This window comes from Paenibacillus yanchengensis (assembly GCF_042684845.1).
Taxonomy (GTDB): Bacteria; Bacillota; Bacilli; order Paenibacillales; family Paenibacillaceae; genus Pristimantibacillus; species Pristimantibacillus yanchengensis.
This window is the reverse complement of record NZ_JBHUMH010000054.1, coordinates 1-26,174: the sequence shown is the minus strand read 5'-3', so window position 1 is coordinate 26,174 and position 26,174 is coordinate 1. Positions and strand designations below refer to the sequence as shown.

General features: G+C 38.0%; 18 protein-coding genes and 1 pseudogene. 7 read left to right on the top strand and 12 right to left on the bottom strand.

Annotated features, from left to right (window positions below; translation table 11 throughout):
• Positions 1-3 precede the first annotated feature (3 nt).
• Entirely contained in the window at positions 4-720 is a 717-nt protein-coding gene (locus tag ACFSTH_RS14190; protein ID WP_377775378.1) for a response regulator transcription factor, read from the bottom strand.
• A gap of 118 nt (positions 721-838) precedes the next feature.
• Entirely contained in the window at positions 839-2,614 is a 1,776-nt protein-coding gene (gene pnpS, locus ACFSTH_RS14185) for a two-component system histidine kinase PnpS (RefSeq protein ID WP_377775380.1), read from the bottom strand.
• Positions 2,615-2,744: 130 nt separating this feature from the next.
• On the opposite strand from pnpS, the gene ACFSTH_RS14180 reads away from it, so the two are divergent.
• Positions 2,745-3,914, top strand: coding sequence for a YfbR-like 5'-deoxynucleotidase (locus tag ACFSTH_RS14180; RefSeq protein ID WP_377775382.1), 1,170 nt, complete (start codon positions 2,745-2,747; stop codon positions 3,912-3,914).
• A gap of 31 nt (positions 3,915-3,945) precedes the next feature.
• On the opposite strand, the gene ACFSTH_RS14175 is transcribed toward ACFSTH_RS14180, so the two are convergent.
• The 4 genes from ACFSTH_RS14175 to ACFSTH_RS14160 all read right to left on the bottom strand — a co-directional run bounded on the left by ACFSTH_RS14175 (position 3,946) and on the right by ACFSTH_RS14160 (position 10,480).
• Positions 3,946-4,086, bottom strand: a complete 141-nt coding sequence (locus tag ACFSTH_RS14175) for a hypothetical protein (protein WP_377775384.1) — start codon at positions 4,084-4,086, stop codon at positions 3,946-3,948.
• Positions 4,087-4,092: 6 nt separating this feature from the next.
• Positions 4,093-7,029 (bottom strand): DEAD/DEAH box helicase, encoded by a 2,937-nt coding sequence (locus ACFSTH_RS14170; protein WP_377775386.1) that lies wholly within the window; start codon positions 7,027-7,029, stop codon positions 4,093-4,095.
• Complete coding sequence (locus ACFSTH_RS14165) at positions 7,026-8,621, bottom strand: SWIM zinc finger family protein (RefSeq protein WP_377775388.1); 1,596 nt, start codon at positions 8,619-8,621, stop codon at positions 7,026-7,028. The genes ACFSTH_RS14170 and ACFSTH_RS14165 overlap by 4 nt, the downstream gene beginning before the upstream one ends.
• Before the next feature lie 113 nt (positions 8,622-8,734).
• On the bottom strand, positions 8,735-10,480 hold the full coding sequence (locus ACFSTH_RS14160; RefSeq protein WP_377775390.1) for a sensor histidine kinase: 1,746 nt from the start codon (positions 10,478-10,480) through the stop codon (positions 8,735-8,737).
• 230 nt (positions 10,481-10,710) lie between these two features.
• Here ACFSTH_RS14160 and ACFSTH_RS14155 point away from each other — a divergent pair, with 230 nt between their 5' ends.
• The gene (locus ACFSTH_RS14155) at positions 10,711-10,881 is read left to right on the top strand and encodes a LuxR C-terminal-related transcriptional regulator (protein WP_377775392.1); all 171 of its coding nucleotides are present in this window, start codon (positions 10,711-10,713) and stop codon (positions 10,879-10,881) included.
• Positions 10,882-10,947: 66 nt separating this feature from the next.
• On the opposite strand, the gene ACFSTH_RS14150 is transcribed toward ACFSTH_RS14155, so the two are convergent.
• Positions 10,948-14,067, bottom strand: coding sequence for an FG-GAP repeat domain-containing protein (locus tag ACFSTH_RS14150; RefSeq protein WP_377775394.1), 3,120 nt, complete (start codon positions 14,065-14,067; stop codon positions 10,948-10,950).
• A 168-nt stretch (positions 14,068-14,235) separates the two neighbouring features.
• Between ACFSTH_RS14150 and ACFSTH_RS14145 the strand changes: the two genes are divergently transcribed.
• From ACFSTH_RS14145 to ACFSTH_RS14130, 4 genes and pseudogenes are all read left to right on the top strand, one after another.
• On the top strand, positions 14,236-15,393 hold the full coding sequence (locus tag ACFSTH_RS14145; protein ID WP_377775396.1) for an acyltransferase: 1,158 nt from the start codon (positions 14,236-14,238) through the stop codon (positions 15,391-15,393).
• 227 nt (positions 15,394-15,620) lie between these two features.
• Entirely contained in the window at positions 15,621-15,758 is a 138-nt protein-coding gene (locus tag ACFSTH_RS14140) for a hypothetical protein (protein ID WP_377775398.1), read from the top strand.
• Positions 15,739-17,373 carry a recombinase family protein gene (locus ACFSTH_RS14135; protein WP_377775400.1) on the top strand — a complete coding sequence of 545 codons (1,635 nt, stop codon included), beginning with the start codon at positions 15,739-15,741 and terminating at the stop codon, positions 17,371-17,373. Before ACFSTH_RS14140 ends, ACFSTH_RS14135 begins: the two co-directional genes overlap by 20 nt.
• Positions 17,374-17,386: 13 nt before the next feature.
• Positions 17,387-17,485: pseudogene (locus ACFSTH_RS14130) on the top strand (LuxR C-terminal-related transcriptional regulator); the annotation flags it as partial.
• A 181-nt stretch (positions 17,486-17,666) separates the two neighbouring features.
• On the opposite strand, the gene ACFSTH_RS14125 reads toward ACFSTH_RS14130, so the two are convergent.
• The 5 genes from ACFSTH_RS14125 to ACFSTH_RS14105 form a co-directional block, all read right to left on the bottom strand.
• Complete coding sequence (locus ACFSTH_RS14125; protein ID WP_377775402.1) at positions 17,667-18,338, bottom strand: class D sortase; 672 nt, start codon at positions 18,336-18,338, stop codon at positions 17,667-17,669.
• A 4-nt stretch (positions 18,339-18,342) separates the two neighbouring features.
• A complete protein-coding gene (locus ACFSTH_RS14120; protein ID WP_377775404.1) occupies positions 18,343-18,810 on the bottom strand; it encodes a GtrA family protein in 468 nt (155 codons plus the stop codon).
• Positions 18,810-19,817, bottom strand: coding sequence for a glycosyltransferase family 2 protein (locus ACFSTH_RS14115; protein WP_377775406.1), 1,008 nt, complete (start codon positions 19,815-19,817; stop codon positions 18,810-18,812). Before ACFSTH_RS14115 ends, ACFSTH_RS14120 begins: the two co-directional genes overlap by 1 nt.
• Before the next feature lie 22 nt (positions 19,818-19,839).
• Positions 19,840-23,790 carry a glycosyltransferase family 39 protein gene (locus ACFSTH_RS14110; RefSeq protein ID WP_377775414.1) on the bottom strand — a complete coding sequence of 1,317 codons (3,951 nt, stop codon included), beginning with the start codon at positions 23,788-23,790 and terminating at the stop codon, positions 19,840-19,842.
• Between the two features lie 167 nt (positions 23,791-23,957).
• Complete coding sequence (locus ACFSTH_RS14105) at positions 23,958-24,653, bottom strand: YhcN/YlaJ family sporulation lipoprotein (RefSeq protein WP_377775408.1); 696 nt, start codon at positions 24,651-24,653, stop codon at positions 23,958-23,960.
• Between the two features lie 216 nt (positions 24,654-24,869).
• Here ACFSTH_RS14105 and ACFSTH_RS14100 point away from each other — a divergent pair, with 216 nt between their 5' ends.
• The gene (locus ACFSTH_RS14100; RefSeq protein WP_377775410.1) at positions 24,870-25,865 is read left to right on the top strand and encodes a ketoacyl-ACP synthase III; all 996 of its coding nucleotides are present in this window, start codon (positions 24,870-24,872) and stop codon (positions 25,863-25,865) included.
• Positions 25,866-26,174 lie beyond the last annotated feature (309 nt).

The following is a 26,174-nucleotide window of genomic DNA, read 5'->3' as shown; positions in this document are numbered from 1 at the left end:
CGGCTAACGGGTCTCGAGCTTTTTTTTCATTACTAATTTATATCCCACACCACGAATGGAGTCGATTGCAACAGATTGCTGCCCTAATTCTAACTTTTTGCGCAGAGAACTGACATGTACGTCTACTGTCCGTTGACCACCAAAGTAGTCAAATCCCCACACTACATTCATCAAATCATCTCGCGTAACAACGACACCTGGCCGTTGTACTAAGTATAGCAGTACTTCAAACTCTTTTGGTCTTAATGAAATGCTTGCTCCATGCAAGGTCACTTCATACTTTTCGGGATAAATAAACAAATCACCAGCTTGAATTACTTTTTCGTTCGAAGATGTAGGCTCCCCGTCATCAGACTGTGTTCTACGTAAAACAGCAGAAACACGAGCCAAAAGTTCCGCAACACCGAACGGTTTTGTAATGTAATCATCTGCTCCGTGCTTAAGCCCCTGGACGACTTCTTCCTCTGCATTACGAGCGGTTAATATAATAACCGGAGTCTTATTGCCACTATCCCGCAATCGATTCAACACTTCAAAACCATTTAACCCCGGAAGCATAATATCGAGAATAATTAAATCATAACTACCGTGCATCGCTGCATGCAACCCTTCACCGCCATGATCGACTACCGTCGTTTCATAACCTTCCTGTGCCAAGTTATAGGAAAGTAATCTGGCTAGTGTCGGCTCATCTTCAATAACAAGCACCTTATAATTCATGATAACCTCCATGAGAGAAATAGTACCATTACAATGAAATACGAATACTGTTCGTACTTCTAATAATTAATCACTATCTCTAGTTTACCACGCTTGTTCGAAGATTAGGCAACTTTTTTTATTGCAATACCGGTAGAATAATGGTAAAGGTCGTTCCGACACCTGTAGTGCTTGTAACCGTGATCGTTCCTTTGTGCAATTCCACCAGATGTTTCACGATCGACAAGCCTAATCCGGTCCCTCCTGAACTGCGTGATCTGGCTTTATCGACACGATAAAAACGTTCGAAAATACGAGGTAAATCTTTTTTAGGAATACCAATACCTGTGTCTTGTATTTCAATAGCGATATAATCCTCATCTAACGCTTCTATCGCTATCGTTACTTTTCCACCTTCGGTCGTATAATTAATTCCGTTCGATAACACATTCATAATAATTTGACGCAAACGATCTTCATCCGCTTCAACGTATAACCCTTGTTCAATGTTACTTACCAATTCTATACCGCGAAAAGCTGCTTCCGATTCTAACAGTGTTAAAGTTTTATTAACAAAGCTATCCAATTCCACTGGTGAAAACATTAACGGAACTCGTCTAGATTCAATTTTGGACAATTCCAAAATATCTCCAATTAATCGATTCAAACGATCACTTTCATCAAATATAATTTGCAGAAAAGTACGTGTCGTTTCTTCATCTTTTACAGCTCCGCCAAGCAATGTTTCGGCGAACCCTTTGACAGCTGCAATTGGCGTTTTTAGTTCATGAGAAACATTCGCCACAAACTCGCTGCGCATTCTTTCTAGTCTGCGAATAGCCGAGACATCCTGTAATACAAGCAACACGCCGCTACGCACTTCTTCTTGTCCCCAAATAGGAACGAAGGTAAGTTCTACTAGCTTTTCTTCTGGATAATAAAATGTAATCTCTTCACGTATCGCTTCTTTTGAATTTAAACTCTTTTGAATTAACTGTGACAGCTCAAATTGCTGCTTCGCTTCGGTGTAATGACGTTCCACTAATTCATCCGCTTTGATACCTAATACTTCTTCCGCTCGTCTATTCATCAAAACGACAGACCCTTGCTCGTTAATCATCACTACTCCGTTAATCATATTAGCAAGCACAGTTTGTAGTTGACTTTCATTATGCTTAATCCGCTCCATTTGCACTTGCAAACTATCTGCCATCGCATTAATAGCGTGCGCTAATTCTCCTATTTCGTCTTTCTTACTTACAGTAACACGCGCCTTATAATCCATATTCGTAATTCGTTTAGCGACTTTCGTAATTTGTTCTAAAGGACGAGTTAATCCTAACGCTATTCGATAGCTAATAATTGCCGCTAATACAAATAAAATAAGTAAGCCGACAACTAGTACGTACATTACTTTGCGAATACCTTCATCGACTTCTTTTAGCGTCATCGCTAATCGTAATACATATTCACTTGTACCATTTTGCTCTATCGGAATAGCGACATAGATCATATTCATCTGCATCGTATCACTCGGTCTAACCGCTCGTCCCGTTCCGTTTTGAATAGCTTCTCGCACTTCATTTCGTTCCAAATGATTGTTCATCTCAGCAGCTGCGAAATCGGAGTCACCCAAAACGGTCCCGTCTTTGCGAATAAATGTCACTCGTGCCTCAGTATAACTTTTTAATTCTTTCGCTTGCTCCGTATAATATTGCTGTAATTGTGCCTCTGTACCTTCCGTCTTCCAATCCATTCGCGAAGAGATTAACTTCATCTCTCGCACCATATTATCTTCAAGCGAATCAATATAAATGTTTTTGAACGTTTGCATCATTAATATGCCGGCAGCACTAACGGCAAGTGCAATTATCGTTATAATGATTACAGTCAATCGTGCCCGAAAACTATTCAAGCTATCCACACTCCAAATTATCTGTCATTAGAACTAGCAATGCTAGTTCCACTATTTATCCTACATGTGTTACGGTTAAGATGCTATACTTATTAAAGTTAAAAATTTGTAAAGAGAAGGACGATTGCACATGAATAATAGCCGATTCTTTCACTCCATTTTTCAAATGCAGTATGTCGCTCGTTGGCATGAACATGCTCCTCGCTTCAAAGACAATGCTGCCAGCCATAGTTTTCGCTGTGCTGCTCTTGCCATTTTAGTTGGCATTATAGAAGAACAGCAATTCAATCATTCCGTCGATCAATTACAATTAGTCGCTCGGGCATTACTACATGACTTGAACGAAACAATTACCGGCTCGATTAAACATATAACCAAAAAAGATCCTCATGTAAAACATCATATTAAACAGCTAGAGCAAGAAGTCAGTGCTGAGCTTGTCCAAAGCTTATCCCGATCCTTACAGCCAGCATTTTACGATTACATCGTAAATGCAGAAGATGATAGTTATGTTGGAAAATTAATCGCAGATATTGATACACTCGACGCATTGTTATTTTGCAAAAGAGAGCATGATGCTGGAAGTAATCCTTATTTCAGTACAACACTACACAGTCTATATGAACAATTGAAACAAGATGCAAGCGAATCTGTTATTTGGCTGCTCGATGAATTGTTTCCCGAACATCCTAGCAAACAACCATTTCAACCGACAACCGGAGTAGCTTTATTCGTCCACTATATGATGAATTTAGATCTTATTCAGCGTTGGAGCGGTAGTTTCAATATTATTCCCGACAACGATGCTACACACTCTTTTCGAACAGCTGCCATTGCACTATTCAACAGTACGCTAGAGACAGAGCGGTTCCAAGTTACATCGATTGATCATTATCAGCTATTATCCCGAGCTTTACTGCATGATATTGTTGAAGCTGTCAGTGGTGACGTTGCTTCTCCAATAAAAAAATCTTCACAACAAATAAAGCTAGCCTTTGAACAATATGAACGTCATTTGGCAAGCCAAATGGTTGACCAACTGCCGAGCATGTTTCGTACGAAGCTAACCGATTTTATCGTCCATGCTAAAGATGATAGTTATGAAGGTCATATGGTCGATATTGCTGATAAAGTAGACGCATTAATTAAAAGTAATTTAGAAATGCGCAACAATCCACATTACACCAATATATACTATACTCAGCTTACCCATTTGCAGCACCATTATGAGCAACCATCCGTCATCTTTTTTCTTGCTTATATTTTACATGATATCACTTACGATCACTTTTCCAAATAAAATTTTTAGCTATGCAACGCAGGTAAAGCAGCTACTCTCGTAGCTGCTCTAATGCTATCCTCACTTCATCATAAAATGCTTGCCAAGCATCTGACCGTTCGGTCACTTCGTTAGCTTCTGCATTTGAATCAGCTTGTTTTTCTACTACTATTTGTTGCTGTTTTTCCACCATTCACTTCTATCCTTTCAACCAGCTTTGTCTTAACATAAATACATCCTGTAATTGCTCTGTAGATAGCTCCGTCAACCATAGTTCGGACTGGCTAACCACTTGATCGTTAAGTAGCTGCTTACTATCAATCATCGCATCTATTTTTTCTTCCAACGTACCTAGCGCAATTAATTTGTGCACTTGTACATCTTTCGATTGCCCAATACGGTAAGCACGATCCGTTGCTTGATTTTCTACCGCTGGATTCCACCATCGATCAAAATGAAAGACATGATTTGCCGCCGTTAGATTTAACCCTGTCCCGCCTGCTTTCAAGGACAATACAAAAGCACAGCAAGTAGAGCTTTGGTCTTGAAATTGTGCAATCATTTCATCTCGCTTTTCTTTGGCTACTCCACCATATAAATAAGGTACATCCAATTTCAAACGACGTTGCAATATCTTTTGCAACTGTTCACCCATCTCTACATATTGCGTAAAGATTAAACAACGTTCCCCTTTGGCAGCTACTTCATCTACCATTTCTAACAAACGCATCATCTTATTGGAACGCTTTTCTTGCCACATTTGTTTCGATTGATCTTTCAAATAGAGAGAGGGATGACTGCACAACTGTTTCAAACGAGACAATGACGACAATACTAATCCTCTCCGTTTCATCGGATCAAGCGTCTCGATTTTATGCAGCATATCATTAACGATACTTTCATAAATTGCCGCTTGTTCTTCGGTTAACGTAATGAACACTTTCGATTCTACTTTATCTGGCAACGCCAGCTGGATAGCTGGGTCCTTTTTCACTCTACGAAGCATAAAAGGCTGTACCCAGCGCTGCAAATTAGTAATTAACTGTGTGTCACGTGTTTTTTCGATCGGATTGACGACCAAATTGCGAAATTTAGTAAAGCTACCCAAGTAGCCTGGATTAATAAAATCATAAATCGACCATAGCTCCGTCAATCTATTTTCCATCGGCGTACCCGTCATCGCAATCCGATGATGCGCCATAATTTTTTTAATAGCAACGGTACCTTTGGCATACGTATTTTTAATATTTTGAGCTTCATCCAGACAAAGTGCATCCCACTGTATCGTTTGTAATTGTTCATGATCGAGCAATGCTAAGGAGTAAGAAGTAATTACCAAATCAGCATCAGCAACAGAACGATAGAACGACTCGTCCTTTATTCGCTTATTGCCATAATGGACGATAACGTTTAAGTTTGGAGCAAAATGAGCAAGCTCTCGTTCCCAATTTCCAATAACGGAAGTAGGACAAATCAGTAAAGATGGATAGCGAGATACTTCACTTACAGTTCCCATTGTTTTCGCTTGTTTAATATGAGTTAAATAAGCAATAAACTGAATGGTTTTACCAAGCCCCATATCATCAGCTAAAACTGCCCCTAAACCATACTTGCGTAAAAACAAAAGCCAAGCCATTCCTTGTTGCTGGTATGGACGCAGCTCCCCTTGCAGCATGGTAGACACTTCTGGTATAGGGAGAGTCGCTATATTTTTCAATTGATTCATAATTTGCTGCAAATGTTCGTTCATTTCTAACTCGATAGCAATCGTCTGATGTTCTTCTTCCAATTGAAAGGAATCATTCGCATGCAAATGGATTTCTAACATATCACGAAACGTATACTGCTTCCGTTTTCCAACTTTTTTGAGCCAATCGCGTACTTGCTCCATTTGATTCGGATCGAGATGAATCCATTGCCCACCGATCTGTACTAATCGACGCTTTTGCGCAGCAAGTTGCAAAAACTGTTCTTCCGTCAATTGCACATTACCGATTGCTAATTGCCAATCAAACTGAACAATTTGCGACAGCCCGACGAGCGGTTCCGCTATTGTCCCATATTGATCCTTCACTTTACCTTGCAGCTCCATTTTTTGTTTCTGCACTTCATTCCACCATGCAGGTAACACAACAGAACAACCGGCTTCTACTAAACGTATACTTTCTTCATGCAAAAAGTGCCATACTTCTATTTCATTTAATGTTCCACTCTTTTGCTGTTCGTTATATTTGCTAGACCAATCGGATAATAATGCAGACCATTTCTGTTCTTCCTTTTCCACTCTTTCTGTAATAAAAGACTGCCACTGTTCTGGTAGTTGCTCGTTATTCCACTGGAGCTCATCGTAAAAAAAGAACCATTCCTTCGTTTCTGCATCATAATGAAGCGGATACCATAACGTTTCATCTAATGGCTGAATGGACGGAACGACCTGCCACTCCGTACGTCCTTCATCACGATCCGGCTCCAACAAATGTAATGCAAGACGAAACGGTGTCGTATCTTGTTCTAGCCCAATTGCGATTTTCCAATCTTGTTCATCTGTATATACTTCACTCAACTTCATATCGCTCGTATTGCTTACTACGTGAGTGTATGCTCGATGTACAGCTTCATTTTCCCGAATTAATTGTTGTAATACGACATCAATCCAATGACTAACAGCACCATTTCCATGCTGTTCCGCTGCTAGCAGCAATTGCTGCCACTGCTGTTTTTTGGACGTATGTTGCTCAGGAAATGTGACATCAAATCCAATTTGTTGTTGACGAAACTTCGACCAGCTCGGCTCAAACCAACCTTCCACCAGTATTTCTCGCAGTAATTTTGCCATTTGAATAAGTGTCTCCATCTGTTCGCTCCATACGATGTCTACCATACTAATTGCTCTTACATCTGACAAAAAATCGAGTGCTTGCACAGCTGTCAAATGAAAATAAGCTTGCTCGCCTACTTGTGATATCGTAATTTCGGTTCCGTACCAGCTTGACTGATGCCAAGCAAATAGTAGATTACGCAGTTTCATTCCTGCAATGCGATCAGTAGAATAAATGATCACTGAAGCTTGATCATCTACCTCTTTTCCCCAAAACCCACTTATATGCAAACGTTGAAGTTTGGAAATTTGCGTCATTTTATTAAATTCCCTTTCCACAGCTCTTCCTGAAAAGCACGAAGTCGCTTATGTTTATCCGCAATAAAATAAATATAACGTTGAAAACTATCTGTTTTAGCTTGTTGTTGATATAGTTTTTCTAAAGCTTTCAACTGTTTAGCAGCCATTCGGTATCCCTGCCTCGTTCGAGACGATATGGAAGCATCAATGGATTGATGATATAGCGGCAACATTTGTTGCGGATCAGATGCAGCCACTTTGCGCACTTGTTCCATATTGACCTCTTCCAGCTTTACTCCAGTGTACAACTGTAATTCTGCCCATGCTTTATAACGTTCCGTTGCTATCAAGTATTCACTAAGCTCCAGATAAGAATGCGGAAGTAATCCAAGCATATATTTCTCAAAATGCATAGCATCGGGAAACGCAGTTTCCGCAGCTAAACATAAGCGAATAAATGGTCCAACTGTACGTTTTCCTGTACTACTTTGAAGCTGAGTATAGATAAAATGTAACCAATCCATTACTTGCTGTAGCTCTCTTTTGTTGGTTAGTTGCTGCACACAGTCATAGATCAATTTTTGGACACGATCAAAATTAGCATCATGCATATATTGTAAAGCGACTTCATACTTCCCTTGCTCAAACGTAATATATCCCGCCGCCATTTGTATATAATCCTCGTTCCAGATCGCGCGTGATGGGTGATCTATTAGGGCAGTCACTTTATCTTGCTCTTGTTGTAATAGATAGGATGACTTACCTAACGTACGAAGTGCCGCGATGTACATGTAGTCCCACTCAATCAATTGACGATCTTTATGAAGCGCACTGTTACGTAGTTCTGCTACAACAAGCTGGCTCCAATTTTTCAATGCCGTATTTTGCTCATACTCATCCCCAGCATCCGCTATAAACTGTTCTAATAGATCGTGAAACTGTGCCAACCACGGTTCGGACATACGTAAAAATGTTGTTTCATAGTAATATCGACTAAATGCATCGATTGAAGCTACCGCTCGTTCTGACTGTTTTAGTACAAAAATAATCGCATAGCACCAATATAATTTTTGCACCTGTACATTCCAATCGCGAGCAACTGCTTTTATATTCGTTAAGACGGATTGTATCGGATGCAACGAATGTCTACACCCTCGCCATGACTCACCATACTTTTTTTGTAGAAAAGAAACCCATTGTTCCGCCTGCGCTTCTGTATAATTTCCATTGTCTGCAAGCTCATCATTAGCCGAGACAAGCTGCCTTGCTGGTTTTAGCCCTAACAAGCGAAAATAGCATTGCTCGATTTCTTCTTTACTAAAGCGCATGTTCTGTTGCAATAGTTGAAAAAAAACAGCCACTATATGTTTACAACATTGTTCATACGGACAAGAGCAATGACTGTAATGAAATTCCTCTGCATCGATTGTAACAGCATAAACTTCCGATCCAGCAACATGACCTAGTATTGTACGATGATCAGATATTTCTATTTTTTTCACATGATGATCATTATAGTAGTTCCAACCGCGTTTTATGATTTGTTCCGTACAATCTTGACGCAAGCTTCTTTCTAGTTCGCTTATTTGCAGTTCTGTAAAAGGTAACATTCATGCTCCACCTACCTTATCTCTATCTCCTTATCATAACAAAAAAACATCACACTGCGAAATAAAATGACACAGATGATGTTTATTATCTATTTCATGCCATACACGCCGCCCTAATTCGGGATCATAATAAGAAATGTGATAAATTCTTTTTCCTTAGAATATACTTGTAATTCGCCACGATAACGATCCGTAATCTCTTTGACTATCGATAATCCTAATCCTTGGTGACTACCTTTTTTTGTTGTATGACCATCTTTAAATAACATACTGGCTTGTAATTGTTTGGCATGTGGGCAATAATTGGACACTTCAATAACGATACGATTATCTTGCTGTCCACAGCTTAGTTCAACAAAACGTAAATTCTCATCATAGTTTAATACTTCATCAAAAGCATTGTCGATTAGATTACCTAGTATCCGATTAATATCTAACGTTTTCCCACTCATTTCTTTCATCTGCAAAGGAGAGCATTTGCATTCAAACTTAATTTTGAACGAATCTGCTTGCGAAAGCTTCGAACGTAATAATGCTGCTACTGCTGGATTATCAACAGGAATAACATCCGAAACCGTATTAATTTCATTAGCTAGCTGCTTCGTATATTGGCGTAATTCAGTAAACTTAGCTAGTTCAGCCATCGTATGAATCGTTTGCATATGATTTAAGTAGTCATGACGCTGAGAACGAATGGCGTGAAATAAACTATTCATCTCTTCGACATATGTTTCTTGTGTAATCCGTACTGCTTTTTCTTGAGAAAGTTTAAATTGGCGCATCGCAAACCAAGCAATAGAAAAACTGAACAAGGACAATATTATAACGATAGCTCCAATGTTCAAAAATTGGGCATGAAGCTCTTCTGTAATAACACTGTAATCAGAAACAATCGACAGCACATAGTGATCCATTGGTTCACCATTATAGTTCGTTATATTAATTCCTTTATCTTTTACATCTACAGGAACAAACATTTTAAATAAATGTTTATTATCTGTTTTTTCTTCTAAAGTTACAATTTTTCGTTGTGTAAAAGCTTGTTGTACTGCTTCCTCATCCTTACTAAGCATATGCTGATAGGAACCAAATAAAATAGCACGTTGCACGACATGATCGCGCTTTTGCCCATCTGCATATCCTGTTATATTACCATCGGGAAATGTGTACGGATTAATTGCCGTTATTTCTAACAAGTTTTTTTGTGTTGCTAATAAATCATGTAATAATTTGTCAATTCCTGTAATTTCGTTATACTCGCGTAAATATTCGTAATGCACATATGGATCGATAATGTAATTGGTTGTACCATCGTAATAGTAGCCCCATTTATAAATATTCGCTACATCTGTAGAAGAAACTTCAAAAGGACCACTCCAAAAATGCGGCAACGTTTGCCCTAGCCAATTTCCATTTACTTGTTTCGTACGAAACAATTGTTGAAAGTAACTATGCCACGGAACCCAGTTTTTCGTACTTTTTCCTAATTGGGTTTTGTCAGAAGATCGGTACAAAACAATATCGTCTTGCATACGCTTAAGTAAGCTAATATGGTTAATATCCAACTGTAGAGCCAGTTCTTTTAGTTGTTGATCTGTTACATTCTCAATATCGGAATCTAGTGCATATTGTGTTGCAATGGCAGCAGCACGTAATTCACGTCCAATTTGCTTCTCGAATTGCTCCGATCCAAGACGAGATTGTTCCACAGAAATTTCGATCTGTTTAGCTAATGATAACAATTCATGCTCTAATGATTCTTCTAACGACTTTTTGGTCATGAAGTAATAAATCGAGTTATTCAATAATATAAGGATTACTAAAAGACCTACTGCTATTAACCACACATTTCGTTGCATGCTAGTCATCTTGCCCCTTACCATTAATTTGCATTGCAATAAATAATCTAATACAAACTAATAATAGCATAAAGTGTATAAGAATCTAGTTGTTTCAATTAATTTGTAAACCAATTGCCCAATTTCATCTGATAATGAACCATTATGCACAAGGAAACATATTATATGTTGACTGTATCCCTTTACCTTGTTGTAAATATAAATACCCGTGCAAGGAGGGGTGACACACATTGAGGGGAAACGACCACAAAAACAAATTTCTTTTGACGAATCGAGAGCGAGAAGTTTTTGAGCTATTGGTTCAGGATAAAACGACGCGTGACATAGCACAACAACTATTTATTAGTGAAAAAACAGTTAGAAACCACATTTCGAAGCTGATCGGTTTTGAAACACAGTAAAAAAAGCCATGAAGTTCATTCGAGTCAACTTTCCCACTCCAATTAGCTTCATGACTTTTACTTGTATTATTTTTTCAAAGCTTTTACTTCAAATGTAATTGGTTCTCCATAATGAATAACTGTATAGAAATCACCATTACGCTCTACAAAATCAAGTTTTTCTGTAAACTCAAGTGGTACAGGAGAATAGAAAGTAATTTCTTGCATCCCTGAAGTACCTAATGTTACTTTCAACGTATCTTCTGTTTTTTCTATTTGTACTGGTGTATTCGTTTTGCTAATATAAATTCTTTCATCCATAGTAGATTTTTCAACAAACTGAACATGAACTGGTTTATCTAAACCTATATAATATGCTCGTTCATCTTTAGAATAGTACCAGCTGTCTGTGTTTAGCTCTAGTTGACTAAATTTTTCTCCAACATCCAATCGAATACCAAGCGTGTTTTCATACTCTTTTACTTGCCATGGCACTTTACTCATATCTGGAGATAATGTGAAGCCATTTTCTTGCATCGTAACATCGACTTGACCATGGAACGTATTAAGTAATGAACGTGCCATTTGTTGTTCAGTCATAAAAGTGTAATTATACTTAGCTCTAAAATCATTCAATGCGTTAATTTGACTAATGTGCTTATTATAAATATCGGAACCTTTTTTCAGCCCATGCTCAATATGTTCAAAATACGTAAGCGGCATATTAAACGTAGCTAATGCATCCCAAGCACGATTAAAATTCAATATATGTGGAGCTGGTACGTTCAACACGAATGGAATAGATTCGTCATCTATACCTTTTATCTCCATTTGTTTTGACAAATCAAACGGCATACCCAGTAAAAACTCTACCCCATCACGCGGTGCAGTACTTACATACGGTGGGTTGAAACCAAAGTTCCACCAGATCCCAGATGCTGCTTGATTTTTAAATGTACGCAATATATCATTATTTACCCGCCATGTATGGTGATTAACCCCCATATCATTTTCCCACTCTAAACCAAGGTTTTTAAACATTTCCTTATGCAATTTTACTTGATTCTTTTCTTGCTCATCCGTCAAATTGCTATGCAAAAACATATGTGGAATTAATGGTATATACCGATCTACAGCATACTTCGTATTTTTCAATACTTCTTCTTTGTATGGGAAAAAGCCTAAATCAATCGGTCTAGGAATACCATACTCCATATGACCAGTAAGCAAATCAGGTTGTCCATCTTTGTTCCAATCAACGACTAGTGGAATAACGTTTTTACCTGCCATCAAGTCTTGATTACCATAGAAATTATAATGTTCTGCTTGGATAGGTCCAGCATCTGTTAAGCTCTCTCCGCTTGTACGTGTAAATAATTGAATAGGTCCAGCATTAGATCCAACCAACAGATCTACTTTACCATCGCCATCCCAATCTGCGACAGCTGGAGCTGCATTTTTCTTCACTTGAATATCTGCCCCGCCTGCTTGTAGTTTCCCACTTGCTGACCACTGTATCGTTTGATCCACTTGTTTGCCAACAAATAAGTGGACGAAGCCTTCCCCGTCTCCAATTAACAAATCAACTACACCATCGTTGTTCCAATCAGCTATATATGGTGCAGCTGGTCCAGTGACTGTGATTGGTGCGCTTGTTTCATCGACAACTGCTTTAGCAGCTGCAAATGAAGGATTACCTTCGGAACCATTATTTTCATAATAAAACAGTTTTCCAGCCCCATCACCAACGATCAAATCCCATTTGCCATCACCATTAAGATCAGCAGCAGTCGGTGCTGCATAATCGGTTGTTTTCACATTTTTAATTTCTACCGGTTGTTCAAATAAATTGAATGCGTCTGACTGTTTTTGTTTCAGTAGCAATACTTTTCCTTCCGCTTCACCAGCTACAAGGTCCAGTAAACCATCGCCATCCCAATCTACTGCTGTCATATATGCTCGGTAAGGAAGCTCCGTATTAGACATAAGAGAATTGTATTCTGGATAACGATTGAAATCGAGATAATCTTGCTCTGTTTGCATTCTCACACCGCTACTGAACAACGTATGCTCATTAGATCCAGCAAATTTCGGTTGCTCTTTGGAGCCTATGTTTTCGTTCCAAGCGATGGAAGAGTGCCATTGCCCCCCATTATAACTACTGCGTACTAATGAGAAGGTTGGAATCTGTTTGTTTTCATATAATAAGTCGGTCCATGTAATCATATCTTCTAGCACATATGAGTACGCTTCTTCGTAATGATTTTGCCATGCTAACCCAGGTCTACCATATGGTCCGTATGCTTTCAACAATGAATAGCCAAACTTCTCTTTCGCTGCATATGCCGCCATTTCTGTATGGAACATATAGTTAGCAGTTGCATAGCCAAAATGAAAATATTTCTGCTCAGCTTCCGGTTGAAAATCTGTTCGTGTAATAAACTGTTGATTAGGTAAGAAGCGATTTGTCCATAAAACAGTTCCTTTACCAACTTGATTAGCAGCAAACAAAACAGCATCATCAAGAGCAACAATCGGCTTAGCCGTATCTAATACAGCACCGTATTCGTGATTAATGTGAAACTCCGGATTTAGCCCATTATATTGTTTGTACGTCTCTGTAAATTCGCGCCATACCGATTGCATACTTTGCAAGTTATGATCCACTTCAGGATAGGTAAATTCCAATGACGTGCTATCTATCGCTACCGTTTCTTTTATTCCTGTCAAATCAGCAGGAAATAGCGTAACAAATTCATGTGGCAGCCAAACTGTTCCGCCACCTTCTGCAAACTTTCTTGTCTTGTCAATCAATTGTTGTAATTCTTTTTGTCCTATTTTCGCTAAACTACTATCCACCAATACTAAATCGTAAACTTCATTTAGTTGTTGAACCGCCAACCAATCGGATACTGCTATTTCGGAAGATTGAAGTTGAACCAAATTAGATTGTTGTAAATGTTGTAGCGTGCTTTCATGTGCAGCTCCACTATCGCTTGTAACAACTACAGCATTTATAGCATAGTTTTCCTCCAACGCTACACCTGTCCCCTCTGAGCTAACATCAGATGGAACATAAGGATCTAATGCCTGGTATTCTTTTCCTCCAAAACAAGCAGATACTACTAAACAAATAGTCAAAATTAAAGCTGTTATTCCATATTTCCTAGACAATTTCATAAACTCCTCTCGAATCAACTCAGCCATACTAACGAACTCTTCTCTTATAATGTTACATTTTTTTTATAATTTCAACAATTGACAACATATATTAAGGAATTTTTAAACAATTTTAATAGTTATTAAGACTAGAACATGTTAACATATATAAAGTATCTTTTCATCAAAAAACAAAAACGCGAAGGGATGCATTCCATGAATAGTACTACAAAAGCAGCAAAACCCTATATTAATGAACTTGGTATCGTAAGAGCATTAGCTATATTATCCGTTATTTTCGTACACGCTACTTCCAAAGTAGAAACGATGCTGGAGTCAACCGCAACACTGTATCCCGTTTACAACTTCATGAATGCCTTTCTAAAAATAGGGACGACAACTTTTATTTTTTTAAGTGCATTTGTTTTGTTTTACAGCTATCGAGATCGTGAATTTACACTCGGTTCTTTCAAAGGTTTTTACTTGAAGCGAATTCAATATATTTTAATTCCTTATGTATTATTTTCTGCTATTTACTACTTGTTACAACTGTATTACAAAGGAACTTTGATTGATTTTAACTGGGATAATGTCACTAGCTTTTTCGCACAATTACTACGAGGCAAAGCTTACGCCCATCTTTACTTTGTATTTGTTAACGTTCAATTTTATATTTTATTTCCTTTCTTATTGCTATATTTTAAAAAATGGCCCAAAATGGCAAAACATGCACTATGGATCGGCTTCGTTATCCAATGGGCATTTATATATCTAAACATGTACTATATTAAGTATCCTTACAAAGGTAGCATTTCATTCTCGTATATGTCTCATTATTTTCTCGGAATATTCGTTGCCTTTTACTATGATCAATTTATGAATTTTTTACGAAGTCGCTGGAAATATCTGCTGTGGGCTTTGTGGCTGGCAGCAAGTGCTGTACAAGGTACATTTATTACATTGCAACGAATGGGCGAAGCAAAATTCCATCTTCGATTACTTGATTTAACGTGGAACTTGCATACATGGTTATCAGCTATCGTTCTATTCCAAGCAGCATTTTGGTTATACAAAAAACTAGGACCTAAGCTGCGGTATTGGTTACTCCATCTCGGCGCTTGTTCCTTCGGCGTATATTTATTACATCCGCTTATATTATTTATTACTCGTCGCTACTTAGATACTGGAAATGCGTTGTTATATCAACTTGCTGTTGTAGCTGCCTTTTTCATCGCATTATTCGTTAGTTGGTTTATTATTGCACTTATTCAAAAATTACCAATGCATTGGATTCTTATAGGTAAAACACAGTTACCTAAACGAGCCCAACAACAAAAAGTAACATCCAGTGGTTCTGTCGATCGATCATTATAACAAAGAAGCAGCCTCATCCGTGTAAAAACTGATGCTGGCTGCTTTTTATTTTTGTGTCAAAAGCTGCTGCTGCCGTCGTAAAGTCGTTTCCTCCATGACATAGGTCAACCCCTCTATCTCATATATTGATTGCAGGATGCCTGAAATATCGTTCGTTCCGTAACTGATGCATCTGCAACAATAAACCAAATTGTTAACACATCATAGAAATGATGGAGGAGAGTAGTATGACTGAACAAATGGAGGATACATTTCACTATTTGTATACAGAAGGTGAACTCGACTTATCAACCATTATCGAACAATTAGCTATACGGATTATTCAAAAAGCTTGTGTGGAAAATAATGAAACGGAAGGATTGTAATGACATGCAAAAAGCTGCTATTTATGTACGGGTAAGTACGACCAAAGATAGTCAAAAAGATAGTCCGGAACATCAAATTGCTGCTTGCAAACATTATGCCGAAGATATGGGATTTGCAACTGAAGAACGACTTATCTATGAAGACCGTGAATCAGGAACAAACATTACCGATAGGCAAGCGATATTACAAGTAATAAGGGATGCGCAACGTGGCATGTTCCAAATTATTATCTTTGCCGCTTTATCAAGATTTGCTAGAGATATTGGTGATTCCATCAATTTAAAACGAAAATTAGTGAACGCTCTTCACATTCGACTGATCTCTATTGATGATCATTATGATTCAGATCGAGATGACGAGATGTTATTTTCCATTATATCAAGTATCAATCAATCGGTAAGTGAACAAATTAGTCGCAGTACTAGACGAGGAAAGCGAGAATCCGCATTGCGCGGTAATTTTACAGGTAGTCGCCCTCCTTATGGATATAGCGCCAAAAAAATAAACGGACGGAATCAACTTATTCCTCAGCCCGAGCAAGTTCCTATCGTACAACTTATATATCAACTGTATACGACAAATCAATTAGGGGAAAAAGCAATAGTAACCTATTTGAATGACCAACATATTAAAGCACCTCGTGGAGGATTGTGGGGAGTTACCTCTGTTTCTCGAATTTTGCAAAATGAAGCTTATGCTGGTAAAAATCGTTTTTCTAAATTTGAAACAAAAAAAGTATACACGAATGTAAATGATACGGCGGAACGAAAAACAGTTTTAGTACAAAAACCGAAACATTTATGGCGATATGCCAAAAACATTACGACTCATAAACCTATTATCGATGAAGCTACTTTCCAATTAGCCCAAACGATTCGATTAGAACGAAGCAAAGGAATGCAAGGTGGCAATAGACAAAAAGTAAATTTATTTTCTGGCATTATAAAATGTTATCACTGTGGCTGTGCGATGGTTACAATGAAAGCTAGTAGCGATAGTAAATTAATTTTAGGTACAGAAGAAAGCTATCGCTATCTCGCCTGTTCCAAACGACGAAGACAAGGTAAACTTGGTTGTCAAAATGCGTTATGGCTGCCATATCATAAAGTTCGTCAACAAGTTTTGCAGCAATTAGCAGCTTGGATGCAGCAATCTTCCACTGCAAGCCAGCTGTTGGAACAACATCGGCACTTGATAAAATATGATTACGAGGATTTAATCGAAGAAATAGATCGCCTAACAAAACAAGTCGAACAAAAACGGCAATATTTATTACAACTACGACACGATTATTGGTCAGGTATTTTCCATGATAAACAACAATATTTGCTCGAAAAAACGTTTTTCGAAACAGAAATTAAAACAACCAAAGATCGACTCCATGTTATTACTGAGCAACTGAAGACTGCCAAAAATACATCGCAATTAGAACGTACAATATGGAATGACTTACATGCTTTACTTCAACTGAAACTTCCTCTATTTGACGAGTTGCATTATGTTATCAAACAACTTCTACAAGAAATTAAAATAGAAAATAACGGTACCATTCATATTACTACCCACTTTCAACTACCAATCGACCAAACAACAACGAAAATTACATCACCATAACTTTTTCTACTGTATTTCAAAACACATCACGAATGTAATGCAAAAGCTGAATGTTAAAGGTCGTTCACAAGCCGTTGTTGAGCTAATTAAGCTTGGAGAATTACAAATCTAATAGTTGCACCACTTCCAGCTTATCTTCTTTTCAATTGCTATCTATGCGACTAAAACGAACATGCGCCTAATTAATTGGGTGAACTGCGTTCGTACTAAATATAAGCCAGTTTCCATACTTTCTTATATTTAATAAGGGCTTAACTAGCTAATGTTAGCTAGTTAAGCCCTTCTTCATTTCACTACTTTATTTCAGCGTGGACAATTAAGCGATGCGTTGGATTAACAATCGGTTCGCACGTTATTAATGTCAGTCGTTTATCTGTATTGTTGTAGCTTAATACGGATACATCCGTAGGATCAACTACAGATACATTGTAGACAGTATATTCAAAAGAATCGTCACCATTAGCTACTGTAATTTTATCCCCGACAGCCACTTCATCTAACCGATTAAACAATCTACCTTTCGCCCGCATACGATGAGCGGATATCGCAGCATTACCAACCTCGCCAATAGCTGCTGTTTCCGTTAAATGAGCTGCCGCATATTTCATGTTTTGTTGGGTTGCACCTTCCAATATAGGCAATTTAAGCCCGATACTTGGTATATTGATCGTCGCAATCGGATCTGGCAGTTTATCCATTACCCCCTGCGCTGCATTCGGTTCTTCCGCTTCTGCTGCTTCTCCGTCTTCTGACACATTAGACTGTTCCGTAAACAACTGATCCAAATCGTTATACTGGTTTTGCGCTGCTAACTTCGCACTTTCTTCTTCCAATAACCTCATATCTTCTTCATACTCGGCAATGACTCTTTCTTGCTTGCGATTATCGTACCATTCTGCCGCAACTGGATATACAATAACAAAAACACCAATAATAATTAGCCCATAAGCCAACCATTTTTTCATCTACTCACTCCCTTTCATTCATCGCTCGTTTCTCTTGATCAACAAACACCCAATATTTACTGCCAGCATAGTTGATCACTACAATTAATACTGTAGTTAGCGCTTTGGAAATGGCAACGCCTAGATGAATATAGTCGGTACTGACTACGATTAACACCGTAGAAAGTAGTAACAACAAGCCATTCCATATAATAAAACGCCCTTTTTGAACAGTACGGTCATTTATCATACTTTCTCTCTTGTTTGGTGTCTGTTCGTGTGTTGATTGACGAAAAGTAATCCGACTATTCCATACATAACTATTCAGCATACCTGCTATGTATCCTAACACTTGCGCCAGCACAATAAAAGAACCAAACCAGATCATCAAACTAAATATAGCAATATCTACAAAAGTATTCAACAGCCCAACCATGTTAAACATAACAAACTGCTTACCATTTTTCCACCAAAACTGCCTTAAACGGTTCATTACTGTGTTCCTTCATTATTTTTTTCTAATAAACGCTTATCCTCTAATTCATTCTTTTCATCAACAGATCGAACAATATAGAGCGGTCTATCTTTTGACTCATCATATATTCGCCCAATGTACTCGCCAATAATTCCTAACAGCATTAATATAATACCGTTAAAAATAAGAATAATAGCGATAATGGATGCCCAACCAGTTTCCGTCGTATCCGTAAATAACCGTTGGAAAATGACGACTAACAAATAAACAAAACCACCTAAAGAAACGAGAAAACCAATATAGCTAGCAATTTTGAGCGGCTTATATGAAAATGACGTAATGCCATCCAGTGCAAAAGAAATCATTTTTTTAAGTGGATATTTCGTTTCCCCCGCAAATCGTTCTTCACGTACATAAGAGACACTTGTTTGCCGAAAACCAATCCAACTAATTAAACCTCTTACAAATCTATTTTTTTCTTTTAATCCACGTAATACTTGTGCTACTTTTCGATCGATTAACCGAAAGTCACCAGTATCTAACGGTATTTCCACGTTGGTCATTTGACGGAGCACTCGATAAAACAGTTTAGCTGTCCACTTTTTGAATAACGTTTCGCCTTTACGCTTTTCTCTTTTCGCATAGACGACTTCATAGCCAGCTTGCCACTTCTCAATCATTTGCAAGATCACTTCTGGCGGATCTTGTAAATCAGCATCGATGACGATAATTGCATCACCTTCCGCATAGTCCATTCCCGCAGTAATCGCAATTTGATGACCGAAATTACGTGAAAAATCAATTACTCGTACATGCGCATCTTGCTGCTTCAACTGATTAATGACCTCTAACGTTCGATCATGACTACCGTCATTTACAAAGATTAGCTCATATGTTTCTTCTGTTTGCTGCATCACTTCGGTCAACCGACTATACGTATGTGTAATGACTTCTTCTTCATTATACATTGGTACAATCACACTATATTTCACTCTATTCTGCCTTGTATCAGATGCAGCTATCATGTCTTCTCCTCCTGCCACTCCATTAAAATACCCAACTAGGAAACCAGCGTAATAAAACATTGATATACCAATCTGGTACAGTTAACCCGGATAATGCAGGATAAAAAAGGATAAACAATATAGCTGCACCAGCCGTGTACATATATTTGACTTTCTTCCATTTCGGGTATCGTTCTTCTATTAGTGTAAACATATATACAATACTTAATATCATAAAGGGTACCATAGCAAAATAATGATACAAAAATGTTTCACGCGTTACTAGCATCCAAGGTATATATTGAGACAAATAAGCAATCCAAACAGTATACATCCATTTGTCCCGCCGTTTAATACTGAACCAAATGGTAGCAATAACCGCAAAGAGACCTGTCCACCAAATGATTGGATTACCAAGTGCCACGATAGTGGATTTCATTCCTTCTACGACATATTTGTCACTATAATACCACACTGGTCGTTTCATAAACGGCCACTCCCACCACGAAGAACTAAAGGCGTGAGTTGATACTAAATTGCTATGATAATTAAACATATTTTTTTGATAATCGATAAAAGCTTTCACCGTATATCCGCTATCCATCGCGTTCAGAACCGGAATATAAGACATCATATAGATGGCAAGTGGAACGACAACATAAAAGACAAGACAGATGAGCAATGTGTAAATCGTATATTTCGGAAACTTTTCAATAACACGAGTCAGCTCTCGTTTTTCGAATATCGATCCATTAAAATGATCCATTCCTTCTTTAAAACCTTCGGCTCGATTGATCCCGCTCTTTAATACACGTTTAGCTGCTCTATACTCTTTGTAACGAGCAAATAATGAGATAGCAAGCATTACAGCTAAACCAGCACCGCCGTATGCAGCGATCCACTTAGAGGCAAATCCAAGACCAAACATCAGTCCAGCTAGCCCTAATGGAATAAGTGTTTTGACAAACCGATCTCGATAAAAATTCATCATAAAATAACGGTGCATAAAATAAAACATCAACATAATGAAAAATACACCATACACATCAATTGTTGCAATTCTTGTCTGCGAAAAATGCATAAAATCAACAGCGAACAATGCCGTTGCTATAGTAGCAAATGGTGTTTTTCGAAACAATCGTAACGCAAATATATACATGATCGGCAACATCAATATACCAATAACCGTCCCAGCAACTCTCCAACCAAAAGGATTTAAACCAAACAATTTAATGCCTAATGCAATAATTATTTTCCCTAGTGGAGGATGTGTACTTTCATATGCTTTAATCCCTTCAAGGTGTTCATAAGCAGTTCGAGCATGATAAATTTCATCAAAATAACTACCGAACTTAAACTGATGATCTCGAATCATCAATTGCTGTTCATCAAACAACTGTGCAACATTACCACGTCTCGCATCAACAGCCTGTTCGTCATAGATAGCAGCTATCGGTAGCGGCGTAGTCGAATCTGCTTCGTACACCCCAAGTTCATGCATCGAAAATCCAGCTTTTTGCGTGGTCACTTTCACATACTGAGCAGTTAATTGTATCTTCTGTGTATTCCAAGCGAATACAGCGACATGATCCTGCTCCACTTCCATTTCATAAGACCAATCTGTTCCATTATTAGAAAATGCTAATTGATAAGCACCAGTTCCTACTCCACCAAAACTGGTAATCCGATCAATCTCTTTGATATCACCTAAGTCAATATAAAAACTTTGACCGCTACTTTTTGGCTGCCACACTGTAACAGGTCCTTTCGTCGCTCCCAAATTAATGAAAGCTACTGTAGCGTAAACAACCGTTATGACGGTCATTATAATGATATCTTTTCGCCCTATTCGTCTTTTAGCCTTTACTTGCTCTGTCGTATCATCCTTTATCGTTGTTAGCAATTGACGATCTTGCTCCGCCTGCTCACGACTTAACTCCCACTTCTTTACGTTTCCACGAATATACAAATCATATCCAACATACAGCATGTAGCCAAATAGAACGAGATTAACAAGCGAACCTATTATTGCGATTCCTTCCGTTGGCACTTGTGCTGTAAATTTGCTATATGCGAGTACGATACTAACATTCACGTAATTCGTTATCGTAAATCCGAAGAATATATGAAGTAATCTACGATCTTGTGATTCGATATAAGCGAATATAGTTAACAATAAAAAGGGGAACATATATCGTTCATGCATTTTTGTTACAAATAAAAATACGACTGCAATTAAAACCATCGCAATAAAAAAAGAGCGTTTAATATGCGAAGCATCGATGAATCGCTTGTCTGCTGTTTGAGTAGCAGGTGCTAGCGCATAATAAAGGGCAATAATGACAGCAGTAAATATACCGAGTGTGCCCCATGTAGATAACTTACTTCCTAAAAACGTAACATCATTGGACAGCCAATTAGCGCCAAACAAAGTATATATGTTATAGGCATTCAAACTAGCGTAAGGATAAGAAGATAAGGTGGAACTATACAATTTAATTAACGCTGGTATTCCACCATGCCCCAAAAAGAATGGGAGCGTTGGAATTAAAAAAGTAGTAAAGCCAACAACAGCACTAATTAACCATTGTTTAATATCCTTTCGATGCGTCAAATATAAAAGCAATACAGGTGTAAATATAAATGTCTGCGGCTTAATTAAAGCTGCTATTGCAAACAAAATCGATAATGCAACAGTTTTGTGTTGAATCATCGCTTGAATAGACAGCACCAATATAAGCGCATAGATAGCATCTATTTGTCCCCACGCAGCAGAATTCGTAATAACTAGTGGATTAAATAAATAAATGATAGCTAACAACGAGGCATACGTTGTATGTAATTTCAGATTAGCAATTCGAAATATAACTAGCGCTGTTAACGCATCAGCCAATATGATCGGCAACTTAAACAATAAAATAGAAAATGGATCAGCATAACTAATTTGCAGCCATTGATGCAACTTTCCAAGTACATATAAAACATAAATATATCCAGGTGGGTAATCAATAAAATTATCCGTCGCATATAATCCCGGCAGTCCTAGCTCACTCGCTAATTTAGCCCAATGTTGAAACAAGCCAATATCATTAGCATAACCAGGTTGGAATATCGTTACTATTACTCGAAGAATTAACCCAACAAAAACTAGACTCCATACAACGTAAGGAATGTGCAGCAATGTTTGTTTGCTCGTTAAAGACTGTTCACTTAATAGTTGCTGCCCTTCCATTCGAAACTTGAGAACAACAAATCCATACATTAAAAAAGCAAATAATGCAGCAAAAAGCAAAATGGACCATAGCGATATATGCACTGGTTGTTGTTCACTATCAGACGCGGTATTCGTTTCAGCAGCTAACGCTTGATAAACAGAATATCCATCCGGCACGATAGTTACTTGTTCCACAGCTACATCATCGAACCATGCTTTGCCAGCATTGTTACTACTATATCCACCAGCACTTAAACCAATAGTCATTTGCTGCTGGTCTTTTGCCGTTTGCACATACATGTCAACCATTTGCCATTGTCCGAACGTATCATGTACATCCGGATAGTAAGCTGCCACACCTTCGATTTGTATATGCGCACCAGCTTGACCTACTTTAAAACCCTCGGCTTTTATTTGCGCACGGATGCGATATAATTTGTTTTCTTCCACAGAAATAGTCTGCACATATCGCGCATGATTATCAGCTACATTATGTATAAACAAACTTGCATTTCCCGTTACTGCTTGTGCAGCGTCTATTTGAAACGTCGTACTTTCACCATCTTGCAGCCAGTCTACTCGTTGCCAGCCCGTTTCCCCTTCTTCAAAGCTATTATTTTGCACAGCTATCGATGCTGCTGTTTCATCATTACTAGCATTAGTATCACTATTTTCAGTATTTGAAGCATACGCTGTATTTGGTAAAAAAATAAACAACGAAGCTATCATGATAAAGATTAATGAAGTCCACCACTTAGCACCTACATCTTTGTTTCTCACTCGATACAAAACGATATTCACCCCTACATTCAAAATTTACCATAAATAATTACTAATTTTACTTTAACGAATCATCTTGAATGGGTCAATGTTTGTTTTCATTTGAAAAAGCTGCACATATAGAAATTTTCTATATATGCAGCTTTCTCTAGTGGAAGCCACTTTGTTTATTTTTGCATCTTTCGTCCGTTTTCTTGAGTCAATCCTTTAAAATCTTTCGTATCTGTCGTTACAGCTGGGAAGACACGATCGACCATTTCATTAAATTCCGAAATAAATCCTGTTATTGGATTTCCAGCAGCAACATCATTCATATAACCTTGCATACGACCAACAAAATCCGGGTTAGTTGATACATATACATTCTCAATTTTCGGTTGCTCTTTCTTTACGACTTTGGTAACTTTCTGTTTGACCTCATCTGATATGGAATCTTTAGCAGCATTATTATTATTCTTGTTCATAGCAGCATTATTATCGTTCTTGTTCATAGCAGTATTATTATTGTTCTCGTCCATCATCACTGCAACATAGGCATTATTATCGGTCAGCATAACATAAGCTGAATTTACTTTTGCATCTTTTACAATTTTATCTGCTATTTCTTTACTCATTTCCATCCGATAATTTTTGTGATTACCAATCAAATTGTTCCCTTTGTTTCGGTTAGCACTATTCAATTGATCGTTGGAGAAGTGTTTGTCTTGCATCATCATGCCGTCTTGCATCATCGTACCATCTTGCATCATACCGTCTTTCATCATCCCTTGCTGCTGCACACCACTATCATCTTTTTTACTACAACCAGTAAAAATAGCGACTGATAATACTGTTGCTGTAGCAAGTAACATAAATTTACGCATATAAACCCTCCTTATTATTTTTCATAGGCGTTCTGCCCGTTTTTAGAATGAGCTTATAGCGAACATAATATACAGTTTTATAGACATTACATGAAGTAAAATATAGGATTCAATTTGCTGCGTACTAATATTGACAACAAGGAAAGATTGCTTTTATAATTAGTACCAAGTACTAAAACCAGATATCACCATTATCTATAAAGGATGTGACAGTTCGTGACGAAGACAACTCCACCATTTTCTACCGCTCGAATAACAGCAATCGGCACTTATACACCTGATCGAGTACTTACTAATGAAGAACTTGAACAAATGATCGAGACGAGTGATGAATGGATTGTTAAACGTACAGGTATACGTACACGGAGAATAGCTGCAGAACAAGAATTTACTAGTGATCTCATTTTTGCTGCGATAGAAAATATGTTGTCTCGTTATCCAGTTGAGCTTTCAGATGTTGACTATATTATCGTAGCAACTTCTACACCAGATACGATATTTCCAAGTATGGCTGCACGTGTACAAGCAAAATTTTCTATTGCACAATGCGGAGCCATCGATGTTAGCGCTGCCTGTGCCGGTTTTACAGCAAGCATTCAACTTGCCAATAGTTTGTTATTATCCGGTGTTTATAAAAAAATATTAGTTGTCGGCGCAGATGCCATGTCGAAAATAACAGATTATACTGACCGAAGCACATGTATATTATTTGGTGACGGTGCTGGAGCAATTGTTATGGAATATACTACAGATCAGCCTGGCTGTCTGCTTGCTTCTTTTTCACGCACAGATGGCAACGGTGGACATCAAGTCTATTTGAGCCAATTGGCACCTACAATTGAACAGACACCTATCCAAACGAACGGAAAAATAGTGCAAAACGGTCGCGAAGTATACCGCTGGGCAGTCACTAACGTTTCTAAGGGCATTCAACAGCTATTAGCTGATCACGAATATACGATTGATGATATTGATTGGTTTGTTCCACATAGCGCTAATATGCGCATTGTAGAAGCTATTTTGGAGCGGACCGGTATTCCACGTGAAAAGACATTAACCAGCATGGAGCAATTTGGCAATACATCAGCAGCATCAATTCCACTAGCACTAGATCAAGCCGTCCAACAAGGAATAGTAAAACAAGGAGACAACTTATTACTATACGGTTTTGGCGGAGGACTTACAGAAGCAGCTGTATTCATTCGCTGGTAAGTGACAATAAAAAACAGGGCTATCCAATCAGCCCCTAAAAAAATCTGGACGGAAAAACATCATGTTTTTCCGTCCAGATTTTTTATGACATTGCATACAACGACGTCCCTTTACTTTACAACACAATTGCAGATTTTTATACGTTTTTTCGTATAAAGCTTTCACTACAACAACCTGCTCATGGTCAAGTCCTTTTTTATGTGTAAATTCCCTTTAGATATGATCTGCCGGACTTATGACTTGGGTTCGGCTTTCTTCTTCTCTTTTTTCCACGTCCAATATAGGTCCATATCGATGTATTTCCTCTGT